The sequence below is a fragment of the Desulfofundulus luciae genome (assembly GCF_030813795.1).
In the GTDB taxonomy this organism is placed as follows: Bacteria; Bacillota; Desulfotomaculia; order Desulfotomaculales; family Desulfovirgulaceae; genus Desulfofundulus; species Desulfofundulus luciae.
In genome coordinates, this window is sequence record NZ_JAUSUX010000003.1 from 163,057 (window position 1) to 176,951 (window position 13,895).

Annotated in this window: 10 protein-coding genes and 1 CRISPR repeat array; all 10 genes read left to right on the forward strand. The window is 55.1% G+C overall.

All coding sequences use genetic code 11. The annotated features are described in order from the left end of the window. The first annotated feature begins 20 nt into the window (after positions 1-20). The 10 genes from J2Z49_RS03180 (at position 21) to cas2 (ending at position 11,442) form a co-directional block, all read left to right on the forward strand. Positions 21-587: a hypothetical protein gene (locus J2Z49_RS03180; RefSeq protein WP_307399782.1), complete on the forward strand. Its 567-nt coding sequence runs from the start codon at positions 21-23 to the stop codon at positions 585-587. Positions 588-874: 287 nt separating this feature from the next. After that, the gene (locus J2Z49_RS03185; protein ID WP_307399784.1) at positions 875-2,014 is read left to right on the forward strand and encodes a putative CRISPR-associated protein; all 1,140 of its coding nucleotides are present in this window, start codon (positions 875-877) and stop codon (positions 2,012-2,014) included. A gap of 78 nt (positions 2,015-2,092) precedes the next feature. Beyond that, positions 2,093-2,842 carry a CRISPR-associated endoribonuclease Cas6 gene (cas6, locus tag J2Z49_RS03190; RefSeq protein WP_307399785.1) on the forward strand — a complete coding sequence of 250 codons (750 nt, stop codon included), beginning with the start codon at positions 2,093-2,095 and terminating at the stop codon, positions 2,840-2,842. A gap of 283 nt (positions 2,843-3,125) precedes the next feature. Then, entirely contained in the window at positions 3,126-5,153 is a 2,028-nt protein-coding gene (locus tag J2Z49_RS03195; RefSeq protein ID WP_307399799.1) for a TIGR02556 family CRISPR-associated protein, read from the forward strand. Beyond that, the gene (gene cas7b / locus J2Z49_RS03200) at positions 5,150-6,118 is read left to right on the forward strand and encodes a type I-B CRISPR-associated protein Cas7/Csh2 (protein WP_307399787.1); all 969 of its coding nucleotides are present in this window, start codon (positions 5,150-5,152) and stop codon (positions 6,116-6,118) included. Before J2Z49_RS03195 ends, cas7b begins: the two co-directional genes overlap by 4 nt. 13 nt (positions 6,119-6,131) lie before the next feature. Further along, a complete protein-coding gene (cas5, locus tag J2Z49_RS03205) occupies positions 6,132-6,890 on the forward strand; it encodes a CRISPR-associated protein Cas5 (protein ID WP_307399800.1) in 759 nt (252 codons plus the stop codon). A 2-nt stretch (positions 6,891-6,892) separates the two neighbouring features. Further along, entirely contained in the window at positions 6,893-9,382 is a 2,490-nt protein-coding gene (cas3, locus tag J2Z49_RS03210) for a CRISPR-associated helicase Cas3' (protein ID WP_307399788.1), read from the forward strand. 67 nt (positions 9,383-9,449) lie between these two features. Next, positions 9,450-9,953 carry a CRISPR-associated protein Cas4 gene (gene cas4, locus J2Z49_RS03215; protein ID WP_307399789.1) on the forward strand — a complete coding sequence of 168 codons (504 nt, stop codon included), beginning with the start codon at positions 9,450-9,452 and terminating at the stop codon, positions 9,951-9,953. A gap of 90 nt (positions 9,954-10,043) precedes the next feature. Beyond that, the gene (gene cas1b / locus J2Z49_RS03220; protein WP_307399791.1) at positions 10,044-11,039 is read left to right on the forward strand and encodes a type I-B CRISPR-associated endonuclease Cas1b; all 996 of its coding nucleotides are present in this window, start codon (positions 10,044-10,046) and stop codon (positions 11,037-11,039) included. Positions 11,040-11,178: 139 nt separating this feature from the next. Next, complete coding sequence (gene cas2 / locus J2Z49_RS03225) at positions 11,179-11,442, forward strand: CRISPR-associated endonuclease Cas2 (RefSeq protein WP_013821597.1); 264 nt, start codon at positions 11,179-11,181, stop codon at positions 11,440-11,442. 175 nt (positions 11,443-11,617) lie between these two features. After that, positions 11,618-13,777: direct repeats of the CRISPR family, unit length 30 nt; unit sequence GTTTCCAGCCTACCTATGAGGGATTGAAAC. Positions 13,778-13,895 lie beyond the last annotated feature (118 nt).

A 13,895-nucleotide genomic window follows, 5' to 3' on the forward strand; every position in this document is an offset into this window, starting at 1 on the left:
AAAAGGAGGTTCGTCCTCAAATGGCTCTGGATAAAGAACGTCTTCTGGAGCTGGCTTACCAGCTCGTCAGGGAGCCGGGTTGGCCGGGCGGTGACCAGAAATCAGGCGGCAGTGCCATTGGCACAGTGGCTGGGATCTTTCGAGAATTTAGCCGCAGGCCGGCGAAGGAAGACCGCCTGCGCCAGGCGCTGTCTATTATCGAAAAACTGCCGGAAAGCCCGCTGGCGCGCCACAGTATGCGTGATCAATACCGGGGGATTGTTCAAGCCCTCAGCGTGCGTAATGGTCAGGTCAAGCATCCGGTGCTCAAGGACCTTTCTTTTGAAGAACTGGCCTACGTGATCGGGTGGGTCGCCCGGTTGCACCGGGCATTTGCCGGTCCGGTTGCAGATCTACCGGAAGGTATGACGCCGGGGCGTAAACCGTGGAAAGACGTGCCTGCCGGCAGGCAAAGCCGGCCGGAAACTGGCAGCACCGGAAAACCCGGCAAACTCTCCGGCAGATCGTCCTCGGGAGAAAGGAACCGCCGGGATGATGCTGATGATATCGACCCGAGGCTGGCCGTGCTTAAAAACTGGACCGGCTAAAGATACAAAAAACGAGGGCTAGAGTTTCTGATAAAGCTTTTTGATATAGATTTGGTTTCTAATTTCATTGTGGAAAGAATTTTGCTAGTAAAAACCCGACCAGTGGAAAAAACCCAATAAGAAGAACACCGCCAAGATCGAAGCGATCAAGAGAATGATGGATATATAAATGTCTTACCGGTATACTTCAAAACAGTACTAAAAGACCCGACGATAATAAAATACGGCAATCCAGGTTATGTACTGGCGGCAATAAACGGATTCTTTCCCCAGAAAGGAGATTTAAAATGCCTAACCTGATTGTTTCTACAGTGGGTACCAGCCTGTTAACTAATTATGTCAACAGGCAAAAAGACCAGGATTTAAGCCTGATCTTCAGAGACACGGCCAATGCTGTAGAAAAAGAGCTCGCATCCCACCAGAGGGATATGATCGATGAAATTATTAAGAAGGTGGATGCCGAGCTGCGGAATGCTACCCATGAGGAATTGCCACGGTTGAGTGCCGAGTTGAGAGGGCTCCTGGGTTATTACGGCCGCGATTTTTACTCCCGAAACACCGGTATGGATCACCATGTCCTTGTGGCCACCGATACCTATCAGGGCCGCGAATCAGCCCGTTTACTTGAGGAGCATTTAAAAAGGCTGGGAATTAATTCAGTTGAGATTCTGGTACCACCGGGACTAAGCACCAGGGACTGCAGAAGTTTTACCGCCGGGGTAAATGAGGTTGTCAGGTGGTGCGAGCAGACTCTGGCCGGTTACCGGCAGCACCGTTATCATATTGTTTTTAACCTGGTGGGCGGTTTTAAAAGCTTGCAGGGGTATATGAATACCCTGGGCATGTTTTACGCCGATGAAATAATTTATATTTTCGAAGCGCCATCGGCGGATCTCATTCGCATTCCCCGCCTGCCGGTGGTTCTGGACGAAATACCGGTTTTACAGGAAAAAGCGGTTCTTTTCGCCCTTATGGAGAACGGTTACTTTGCGCAGGAGGAAGAGGTAAAAGGTATCCCGGAGATTTATCTGGACTTCGACGGAGAGGGAAGCTATACCCTGAGTACCTGGGGACTGTTGATGTGGGAACGGCATAAGCAAAAGATTCTGGGCCGCGATCATCTATTAACGTTCCCGGCCCTGGCTTATGAGCGAAGCTTCGAGAAAGATTTCATGGACATCACGGACAAAGCCAGGAGGGCGGATATCCAGACAACCCTGGCTAAAGTGTCCCTGCTTTTTCGCGAGCAGGGCCTTGCGGGTTTGCGTAAGGATAGTGGTCTGCTTTACGAAACTTATAAGGGCAGGCCGGGAAATATTGGACATTTCCGTCTTAACCAGGACTGGCGGGTCTCCTGCCTTCCTGAAGGCAATATCCTGCGTTTGCGCCATGTGGGTTCACATGATTATGTTAATGACAATCCATAATAAAGCCCTATGGCCGGTGGATTCCGGCCTTTCCTGCCCCCGGTTATACAGGCAGTTGTCAGAGAGGAAGGTAGAAATATGCAGCTGACCATCTATTTCCATGCCCCCGGCCCGGTGGCCATTCCGGTGCACTACGGCACCCTGCTCCAGGGGCTCATCTATCACCAGATGCAAAACCCGGTTTTGCGCACCTACCTGCATGAGCAGGGCTTTGTCCTGGAAAAGCGCCGCTTCAAGCTTTTTACCTTTTCCCGGCTGATGGGCCGGGCAGTGAGGTATGACCGGGATAGCGGGCGTTTGATTTATACGCCGCCGCTCAAGCTGGTCATCTGTTCACCCATTCCTTTTATCCTGCAGGAGTTGGGCACCGGTTTTTTGCGGCAAGGTCAGGTCCGCCTGGGTGATGTCCGGCTGGAAGTGAAGGAAATGTCCGCCGCCAGCCCCCGGGTACAAACACAACCGGTACGGGTGCGGATGCTTTCTCCGGTGGTGGTTTACAGCACCATGGAGTCGCAGGACGGGCGCTCCTACACCTATTACTACGCACCTTTTGAACCCCGCTTTACCGAACTGGTAGGCGCCAACCTGGTCAAAAAGCATTTGCTCATTCATGGGCGTCCGGCCCCCCTGGATGGCTTCAGCATCCTGCCGGCGGCCCTGGAGGAGAGGGATCTGAAAATCACCCGCTACAAAGATATCATTATTAAGGGCTGGATGGGCGACTACCTGTTGCAGGGGGATCCGCATCTTCTCCAGGTGGCCCTGGATGCCGGCCTGGGAGCGAAAAACTCCCAGGGTTACGGCTGCTGTATGCTCCTGGATGGGTAAACCTTTCTCCAGCACCTTGACAGCAGGTGTTGACCATCCAGATGACCGCTGTATGGTATTGGGCTACCAAATATAACAGTAGCCGGTTCTCTGGTCGTCGGGGTAAAGATCTGATAATTTATGGATTGTGGTCCAGTTGGGTTTTCTGTTGGGGTAGTCCAGGTTTGTGGCGGAACGGGAAAAAATCTCCTTGCTGCTAAATTGGACTGCCAAAAATTTGACGGACTGCTATGTTAGAATAAACCAACAGGGGCCGCAAAAATTTTCAAGGGGGTGATTAATTCTGTTAGAATCTGTATCCCTGGTGGGAAGAACCCTGGCCCGGGGCAGGGAGGACACGGAAGGAGCTATCGGCGACTTGATTAAGCAGCCGCCGGCGAAACCGCCCCGGGTGGAAAAGATTTACCTGGTTAAGTTGGACTTTCAGATTAACGAAAACGGCCCGCGCCTGGGCGTGGATATGGAGGAGATCGATTCGTCCGTGCTGTACCGCTACCGCTGGGTTGGCAATAGAAAGGGCAGCCGGCCCCAGTTGTACCTGACCACGGATAATCTGGATTATCTGGTGGGACAGGCATTGCCCAACCTGCGGGCGGCCATGGAAGAAATGGGCCGGCAGGATACCCGCCTTTATCAGGGGCTGCTCCAGATTACGGAACATTTCTTTCAAAAACTGCCCGACGGCAGCCCGGTGCTGGACCCAGAGAAACCCGGCCTTGCCGGGGAGGATTTTCTGGCCATTGCCTGGGAGGGAACGACGGGCAAGCCCCGGGAAAGGGCACGGGATGTAATCGGGAAGGTGGCGGACCAGGTCAAAAAGTTTGCGCTGGCCGGGCTGGGTATTAAATCCTCCGAAGCGGCCCTCTGGACGGTCCTTTTTAATGGGGAGCCCCTGGCTACGGATCCCGCCTATGCGGCAGTGGTGGTCCGGAGCAGGGAGGGTGCCGTGGCCGAGGGCGGTCAGAAGAGCCTGCGGGGAATATGTTCCGTCTGTGGCGGGGAGAACCGGCCGGTGACCTATGACCTTTCGCAGCTAGTTTTCCTGAAATATTACATCAATGACAAAAAAGGTTTTGCCTCGGGAGTGAGCGATGAGGGTTTCAAGAAAACTTTCCTGGTCTGCTCCGCTTGCTTCCGGTCCCTGCTCCTGGCCGAAGAGTACATCCGCCAGCATCTGGGCCTGCGCATCGGGCAGCAGATCAAGTTCCTGGTCCTGCCCGCCTTTCTTATTGAACCGGACATGGGCCGGGAAGATCTGGAGGCATGGGCGGGAAGACTGCGGGCGCGGGTGGGCACCCTGTCCAGTGCGGCGGTCTGGCTGGAGAAGATTGCCGGCAGGGGCGGGCTGGAAACCGAACTGGCGTATTTCCTGGAGGAACAGCCCCAGGACAACCTGGCGCTGCTGAACTTTCTTTTCTACCAGTACCAGGAGAACCAGAGCGAGTTCCGGGTGCTGGGGCTGGTGAAGGATGTGGCCCCCGGCCGGATATCTCACCTTTTACGTCACAGTTACCGGCTGGCGGTAAATGGGGAGGTCCTTTTAGGGGCTGACCACCGGTCGTGGTGGCTGGACCTGACCCGCGTCTATCGTTTGATACCCATCAGCGAAGGCCGGCGGGGAGCCGAGCATAAAAAGCTTCTCTACATATACGAAGCCTTGCTCGGGGAACAACCGGTTAATTATCATTTTCTCATCCGGCAGTTCGTGGCCCTGGCCGCCATTTTTCAGACCGGCCGCTTTGCCGGTACCAACATCCTGCCACCCCAGGCGGGATACGAGGAACTGGAGATGGGGCGGCGGATATTGCAGGCCAATTTACTGCTAAAGTTTTTGCGGGAAGAAAATCTTTTGGAGGGAGGATGGCCTTTGGCTAGCATTCCGGAACTGGAGGGCCTGAACGGGGCCATGCAGGATTACCTGCGGGAAATGGATTACAACGGGCCGGCCACCGCCCTGTTCCTGCTGGGTTACCTGATGAACCAGGTGGGCCGGGAACAGGCCGAAGCCGGGTACAAACAAAAACCTGTGCTGGAGAAGTTAAATTACGCGGGCATGCTCTGGTCAAAGGTGTTGCGGCTGTCCAATATGGTTTTCGACCAGCTGCGCCAGTACGACATCCTGCGTTACAACGAAGGACTCTTTGCCATTATGAAAAAGTTGTTTGACGCCCACCGGGAACAATGGCCTTTTTCACCGGAGGAAAACGTGTTTTATATCTTATCCGGCTATGCCTATGCCACCCGGGCGGCCATGAAGGCCAAAGTCGAACGGGAAAATAACGCAGATAATAGGGGGGGAACCGATCAGTGAGTGAAGTTATTCAACAAAACAGTGAGATTCTGTTCTTATACGACGCCAAAATGTGCAACCCCAACGGCGATCCAGACGATGAGAACCGCCCGCGCATGGATACCGACCGGGAGCGCTGCCTGGTATCCGATGTCCGGCTTAAACGCTATATCCGGGACTATCTGGAGGAGATGAACCATACCATTTACGTCACCAAGTCGGAAGGCCTGACGGAAGCCGCCGGCCGCTTAAAGCAGGTGCTGGGGCATGAACCCACCGGTGCCGACCTGCCCGTTCTGCTGACCAAACTGGTGGATGTGCGTCTCTTTGGCGCCACCATGCCCATAAAGGGTGACCGGCGGGGGGCGGGGGAGGCCGTCAACCTCACCGGCCCGGTGCAGTTTACCTGGGGATACTCCTTGAACAAGGTGCAACTGGTGGATTCGGTGACCATATCCTCGCAATTTTCCGCCCGCGCAACGGCGCGGCAGGGGACCTTTGGCAAGGACTACCGGCTGTATTACGCTCTCATTGGTTTCCACGGGGTAATCAGCGCCCGGCGGGCGGCGGCCATGCTGGCCCGGGCCGGGGGAGACGGGAATGCGGCCACGAGCGAGGCCGATGTGGCCCTCCTGGATGAAGCCATGCTGAAAGCCATTCCCCTGCTGGCCACCCGCTCCAAGATTGGCCAGTACCCGCGCCTGTATGCTCGCTTTGTTTTTACCGATGCCGAAACCTTTATGGGCGATCCCCGGGAAGACCTTCAGTTGAATCCGGCGAACGGCCTCAGGGCCGTGCAGGATTTCACCCTGGAATTAAAGGGTCTGGCCGGGCGCCTGGACAGGGTGCGTGAGCGCCTGGACCGGGTATACATCTGGCAGGACGCCGACCTGCGTACGGTGGTGGACGGGCAGGAGGTCAGCATGGCCGGATGGCTGGGCGATATACTGGGTCCCGATAGAGTGAAAACCCTGGGAAGGACTTGATACTTTGAAACAGGTGCTGATTTTCGACCTGCTGGGGCCCATGGCCCACTTCCGCAAGTACTATACCAACTCCTCCTCCCTGACCTACGGTTTCCCGCCGCGCACCGTATTGATGGGTGTGGTGGCCGCTGTCCTGGGATATGAGCGGGATTCGTACTATGAGGAACTGGACCGGGGGCGGTTTTCGGTGGTGATCAAGGTGCCGGGGCGCCGCCTGATCCAGACCGTGAACTACGTGCGGACCAAAAAGGAAGACCTGACCGAATTAAGGCGCTTGGGGCGGGCCCGGGGAACCCAGATACCCCTGGAGTTTTTGTTGCCGGCCCGCGGAAACCACAATTTATGCTTCCGTATTTTTTTCACCCACCCCGATACCGGCCTGGTGGAGGAGGCCGTCTACCGGTTGAGGGAAAACCGGTCTTACTACCCCCTTTACCTGGGGTTGACCGAGTGCATTGCCCGGGGGGAGTATGTGCTGCTGGCCGGCCGGGGTGATTACCAGGTCGTTCCGCCGGGGAGCCAGGTTAGCCTGAACTCCGTTTTGAATGCCGCCCTGCTGCAGGAAGTGCTGCTGGCAAAAAACAAAGGTGCCTGCCGGCTGATCCGGGAAAAGGCGCCCCACAGCTTCGGTTCGGGGCGCACCCTGCGTCCACCGGTGTCCATTATTTACGAAGACCGGGGCCAACCTTTTACGGCCCGTTTGCATGTGCCGGCCTACCGCTTCCTTTTTCCCAATGGAGAGGAAGAAACGGTGGCTTTTCTGGAGGGGTAGAAGTGCTTTACTACGCCCATAAGGATGGACGGCGGTATCATCTTTTAAGCATTCACCTGGCCCGGGTGGCGGCAGGGGCCGCCGCCCGGCTGCGGTCCCTGCCGGGCCGCCGGGAACTTATCCCGGCAGCAGTGCTGGCCGGCCTGGCCCATGATTTCGGCAAGTACACCAGTTACTTTCAGCGCTACCTGCGGCAGGGCCGGGGCGGTCCGGCCAAACAGCACGCCTTCATTTCGGGCCTCTGGGCGGTCCACCTGGCCGCCCGGCTTGATCTTCCCGTTTCGCTGCGACTGGCGGTTTTCCTGGCCGTGATCCGGCATCATCAAGGACTGGCCACCCCGGATGAGTTCCTGGTACCTGAGCGGGATCTATCCCTGCCGTCCTGGGATACTCTCGACCCGACGGTCAGCGGCCGGTTGCGCGTGGTAAAAGACCAGGTGGCCGACCTGCGCAATCAGGCCGGTACGGTGGCCAGATCCCTCTCCTGGGCCGCCAGGCGGGCCGCGCTGTTCCTGGACGGGCATGGCCTGGCAGTACCGGACTGGCTGGGGCTGAACTGGTCCCGGATTCTGCAGGAGTTTCTGGACCAGTGGACGGCTGCCTATGGAGAGCTGTACGGTCAATGGCGAAGGCTGAAGCGCCGGGCCGAAAAGGACCTGAAAAACTATTTCGATACATTAAGTCTTTTTTCCGCCCTTATCGATGCGGATAAAATTCATGCCGCGGGTGTGGAAGAAGGAAAGCGGGCCGTCTTTCCCGCAGAAGGAGAACTGGTGGAACGGTACCGTGCCGTCCGGTTCAGTACGCCCCGGACTACCATGGAAATTCTGCGGGAAAATCTCTACCGGAATGTCACTGCCCGGATAAAGGAAGCCCCACCGGGGCAGAGAATTTTTACCATCACTGCCCCTACCGGCTCCGGGAAGACACTGGCCGGAATGCAGGCCGCCCTTTACCTGCGCTGCCGGTTAACCGCCGCCAGTGGCCTGCCGCCCCGCATTATTTACGCCCTTCCCTTTACCAGTATCATTGATCAGACATTTGACGTGGGGGAAGATGTATTGCGGGCGGCCCTTGCTGCTCCCGGTGCCTGCGTTCCAACCTCCTGGCTTTTAAAACACCACCACCTGGCAGAAATTCGCTATCAGGAAAGGGGTGACGACGACGGGAGGTCCCTTGACGAGGCGCTCATGCTTATCGAAAGCTGGCAGAGCGAGATGGTGATTACCACCTTCGTTCAGCTTTTTCATACTTTAATTGGTTATGAAAACAGGATGCTGAAGAAGTTCTGCCGGCTGGGGGGCGCCATCCTCATCCTGGACGAGGTGCAGAACATTCCGGTGGAATACTGGCCCCTGGTGGAAGAGACCCTGCGCTGGGCATGCGGGCAACTGGACCTGCGGGTCATTCTCATGACTGCCACCCGCCCGGAATGGTTCAGTGAATATGAGATCCTGGAACTGGCCGGGGATCCGGATACCGTTCGGCAGCAGTTCCAGGCGGTGAACCGGGTCATTGTTTCCACGGATATTACCCCGCTGACGGTGGACTTAGCGGCGGCGGATTTCCTGCGCTGCTACCGTCCCGGCCGCTCTTACCTGGTGGTATTGAACACCATCAAAAGCTCCATAGCCTTTTACGCGGCGCTGCGGGAGGAATGGGGCGGGAAAGGGCCGCCCCTTTACTACCTTTCCACGAATATCGTTCCGGCCGAGCGGGAGCGGCGCCTGAAGGAAATACGCGCCCGGCTGGAGCGGGGGGAGAAGCCGGTCCTGGTGTCCACCCAGGTGGTGGAGGCCGGTGTGGACCTGGATTTTGACGAAGTGTGGCGGGACCTGGGACCGGTGGATTCAGTGGTTCAGGTGGCCGGGCGCTGCAACCGTCACTTTCAGCGGCCGCAGGGGAATGTCCGCCTGCTGCACCTGGTTGATCAGGCAGGTGATGGGGGCCGGTCCCTGGCTTCCTTTGTCTACGGCAAAATCCATACCCTGGCCGCCCGCCGGCTTTTTGCGGCCCGGCCGTACCTTGAGGAACCGGACTTTTTTGATGCCGTGGACGATTACTTCCGCACCGTGCGCCAGGGCAAATCCATGGCCGAAAGCGAGGGGCTGCTGGAGGCCATGGCAAAGTTGCGCTTTACCAGGGGAGCAGGGGGCGAGGAGGGCCCGGCTGTACAGGACTTCGCCCTGATCCGGGACCTGCCGCACTATGTGCAGGTTTTCGTCTGTACGGACGCTGCTGCGGAAGACGTATGGAACCGCTATCAGGCCACCGTGGCCGGGGAGCGGGACCTGAAGCGCCGGAGGGAGGCCTTCCTCATCCTCAAACGGGATTTCCTGCGCTACCTGGTTTCCGTGCCGGCAGACCTCCTGCTGCACCGGCTGGGCAGCGAATCACGACCACCGGTGATACCTCCCCACCTGCTCGAGGAGTTCTACGATGCGCAGACCGGTTTCAAGCGGGTTAAAGATGAAGGTGCGCTGATCTATTGAGCCGGGAGTGGTGGAATGTCCGGCAGAGGCCGGTAGTTCTGGAGCCGGTCAAGGTGGTGAAAAGGCTGTGGCAACGGATATCCGGGTGATCGGAAGTTTCGTTCAGGCCATGATGATCTGCCCGCGGCAGGTCTGGCTTATGTCGCGGCAGATCTGCCCCGATGAGGACAACGTGTTCCTGGAACTGGGGCGCCTGATAGGATCTCACGCCTATGGACGCGAGCGCAAGGAGGTACACCTGGGGCACCTGTGCCTGGACCTCGTGCGCCGCGGTGGGCGTGAATTTGTGGTGGGTGAGGTCAAGAAGTCCTCCCGGGCCCGGGAAGCGGCCCGGATGCAACTGGCCTTTTATCTTTACGAACTGCGGGAAATGGGAATTGAGGCCGAGGGGGAACTGCTGTTTCCCGAAGAGCGCCGGCGGGAGCGGGTGGTGCTGGACGCGGGGTTGATACAACAGGTGGAGGAATTGAAAAGGCGCATTATTGCCGTTATTTACCGGGATAAACCCCCGCCGCCACAGAAAATACCATTTTGCTCCAAATGTGCTTACGCCGAGTTGTGCTGGGCATAGAAGCGCCCGCACATTTTTCGCCTTTCCCTGGTAATAGTCGCCTTCCAGGGTTGACCGCTGAACTGGTACTGGTGCATAAGAGGTGGTCCCATGCAGAAAACCCTGTATCTATTTGCCAGCGGCCGGCTGAGGCGCAAGGATAATACCATCTGCGTGGAAAGCGAGGAAGGGACGAAATATTTCCCTGTAACCAGCCTGCGTGACATTGTCGTTTTTGGCGAGGTGGATCTGAACAAGAAGCTGCTGGAGTTCATGCAGGAGAATGAAGTTGTGTTGCACTTTTTCGGCCACTATGGGAATTATGTGGGGAGCTTTTATCCCCGGGAACATTATAATTCCGGGTATGTGATCCTCCGCCAGGCCGAACACTACCTGGATCCCGGCCGCCGTCTCAACCTGGCACGGAAGTTCGTGGAGGGTGCGCTGGCCAACATCCTGCAGGTGCTGCGCTACTACCAGAACAGGGGGAAGGATCTGGCTCCTTACATCGAACCCATTGCCTGCCTGGCCGGGGACAGATTGTCCCTCTGCGGCAATATTGAAGAGCTCATGGCCATTGAAGGCAACGCCCGGGCCTATTATTACGACAGTTTTAACATTATTCTGGAAGGGGCTCCGTTTGTCATCAAAGGGCGCAGCAAACGGCCCCCTGCAGATCCCCTCAATGCGCTTATCAGTTTCGGCAATTCGCTGATTTATACCAAGGTTCTCACCGAAATCTACAAGACTCACCTGGACCCGCGCATCGGCTATCTGCACGCCACGAACTTCCGCCGTTTTACCTTGAACCTGGATGTGGCGGAAATCTTCAAGCCCATTTTTGCCGACCGCGTGCTTTTTACCCTGGTGGGCAAAAAGATGATCGGATCGGGTGATTTTAAACGCCACGGTGCGGCTGTCCTGCTCAAGGAGTCGGGCCGCCGCCTTTACGTGAAAGAATTGGAGGATAAGCTTCAGACCACCTTCTATCACCGGCGCCTCAAGCGCAATGTCAGTTACCAGACCCTGATACGGCTGGAATTGTACAAGCTGGAGAAACACCTGATCGGGGAGGAAACCTATGAGCCCTTCGTAAGCCGCTGGTAATGAGGTGTTCTTCTTAATATCACCGGGGAGTTGCTATCTCCTTGGTAGTCCCTGGTCCGTGATCTCTTCAACGGACACGAACACGTACTTTTCAGGAGCTGCTATCTCTTTAGCAGGTCCTGGCCCGGGAGGTGTCGGAATGTACGTCATCCTTGTATACGATGTAAATGTTGCCCGTGTGGGCAAGGTGCTGAAAATTGCGCGGAAATACCTGAACTGGGTTCAGAACTCGGTCCTGGAGGGCGAGCTGACCGAAGCAACCTTTCGTGCGTTGAAGGCCGACATGGAGCGAATTATCGATCCGGAAGAGGATTCGCTCCTCTTTTATGTCCTGGGAAACCAGAAATATGCTAAAAGAGAGCTGATGGGGATAAAGAAAGGTGGGGAGGAGTGGATCTTTTAGCAGGATTTTTGTCGTCGATGTCCAATAATGCAAAAAGGACCGGGGAACGACGACAACCTGCCGAAGAGCGGAAATCGGCGCGCGGCGCGGCGTAGACGGTTTTCGGCCCAGCCGGGTGTAAGCATAAAGTAGTGGGCGGTGCGAAGGATAACTCTTAATTTATGCGCCATGAACGGTTTCCAGCCTACCTATGAGGGATTGAAACTATTATATTGCGTTTCTGTTGCCTTGTCAAGTAAAAGTTTCCAGCCTACCTATGAGGGATTGAAACATTCTGTTTTCATTATTACTCCTCCTTTTTAACTTAAGTTTCCAGCCTACCTATGAGGGATTGAAACCAACATTATTGCGGCAGGAGTAGGAATAACATTAACAGTTTCCAGCCTACCTATGAGGGATTGAAACATTTACCCCTTGACATCATAAATGAAAAATAATAAGAGTTTCCAGCCTACCTATGAGGGATTGAAACCGACTTTAGTAGATGCTGCAAACATTTTGCTGTATGGTTTCCAGCCTACCTATGAGGGATTGAAACGTATAAACCCACGAACGTACTTCCCTTTAGTAACATGTTTCCAGCCTACCTATGAGGGATTGAAACGCCGAGATGCCTTTTTCGTTTCTTAATTCCCTTAGTCGTTTCCAGCCTACCTATGAGGGATTGAAACAGGAGGTGGCGAAATGAGAAAATACGTAACCATCACCGAGTTTCCAGCCTACCTATGAGGGATTGAAACAGGATCGCCCCGCCGGTGGGCGTGGCGGGCAACAAAGTTTCCAGCCTACCTATGAGGGATTGAAACCCATTTTCCCCTCTCCTTCCTCCCCGGCCCCTTGGCGGGTTTCCAGCCTACCTATGAGGGATTGAAACAGGAACATCTTCTGAGTATAGAATAGCACGCTCTCATGGTTTCCAGCCTACCTATGAGGGATTGAAACCTCCTGCCTGCGCAAGAGCGAGGGTAATGAGAGCGGTTTCCAGCCTACCTATGAGGGATTGAAACCAAGGGACATCAAGGATAAAATCATCCAAAAAGTGCTGTTTCCAGCCTACCTATGAGGGATTGAAACGCGACGGGGTTGATCACAACCCCGTCTGGGAAACCGGTTTCCAGCCTACCTATGAGGGATTGAAACGCAGCCGTGGCGGAAACGGGAGATGTGGGTGTTGTGGTTTCCAGCCTACCTATGAGGGATTGAAACTCCTGGTAGCCGAAGTCCCTGGGCCTCACCCGCGCCAGTTTCCAGCCTACCTATGAGGGATTGAAACACGAGAACATTTTCCACTACGCCTACCGGTGCCTGGTTTCCAGCCTACCTATGAGGGATTGAAACTCTCCACCACCGCCGCAGCCTGTTCGGAATAGGCCAGTTTCCAGCCTACCTATGAGGGATTGAAACTTTCCACTCCTTGATGATGTTGGCTTCCAGGTCGTCGGTTTCCAGCCTACCTATGAGGGATTGAAACATCAGGTAAACGTAGATGTCTTTCAGCAGTCTTTCCGGTTTCCAGCCTACCTATGAGGGATTGAAACCCTGCACTTCCACCTTACCCCTGCGCACACGGCGCAGGTTTCCAGCCTACCTATGAGGGATTGAAACATACTCCTGGGTTTCCTCGGCCCTCCCGGGGGTGCTTGTTTCCAGCCTACCTATGAGGGATTGAAACTCTCCCAGGGGTATGAGTACGCAGAATAGCCGAAACGTTTCCAGCCTACCTATGAGGGATTGAAACCTTTTTTTGCGGCCTGACTTGCGTTTATGTGCCGTTGTTTCCAGCCTACCTATGAGGGATTGAAACGCTCATAAGGATATTTTATAAAGCATACCTTTATGGGTTTCCAGCCTACCTATGAGGGATTGAAACTGAAATGCCCCAGGTGCAAAAACCTTTGTTCCCTATCGTTTCCAGCCTACCTATGAGGGATTGAAACTCCAGGGTGGCCAGCTTCCCCCTTAGTTCCTCTAAATCGTTTCCAGCCTACCTATGAGGGATTGAAACATCCAGCAAGGGCCGGCTGTCTGTGCTGCATGCAGTGTTTCCAGCCTACCTATGAGGGATTGAAACACTGACTGGCAAAAGTGCTTTATTTTGGTAGCAGTGGTTTCCAGCCTACCTATGAGGGATTGAAACAAGAAATTAAACAAGCAGAAAGTGGAAGTTGTTTTAGTTTCCAGCCTACCTATGAGGGATTGAAACTCCCAAACTACTTCCTCCTGATAACAGAACTCAGGAGGTTTCCAGCCTACCTATGAGGGATTGAAACATTTTAACACGTCAAAAACCTTATCATCATTCCTAGTTTCCAGCCTACCTATGAGGGATTGAAACTTTTTAATCATATTATTACCTCCTCGTATCATAGTATTAGAACCACCGGACAACCCCAGATTCCAGTTTAGGAATAATATGGGTTGACCGGATGGTTGGGAACCGGTTCCCATATTAC

Coding starts and splice junctions, on each gene's coding strand:
- cas6 (WP_307399785.1), top strand. CDS start 2,093: ATGCAGCTGACCATCTATTTCCATGCCCCCGGCCCGGTGGCCATTCCG.
- J2Z49_RS03185 (WP_307399784.1), top strand. CDS start 875: ATGCCTAACCTGATTGTTTCTACAGTGGGTACCAGCCTGTTAACTAAT.
- cas2 (WP_013821597.1), top strand. CDS start 11,179: ATGTACGTCATCCTTGTATACGATGTAAATGTTGCCCGTGTGGGCAAG.
- J2Z49_RS03180 (WP_307399782.1), top strand. CDS start 21: ATGGCTCTGGATAAAGAACGTCTTCTGGAGCTGGCTTACCAGCTCGTC.
- cas1b (WP_307399791.1), top strand. CDS start 10,044: ATGCAGAAAACCCTGTATCTATTTGCCAGCGGCCGGCTGAGGCGCAAG.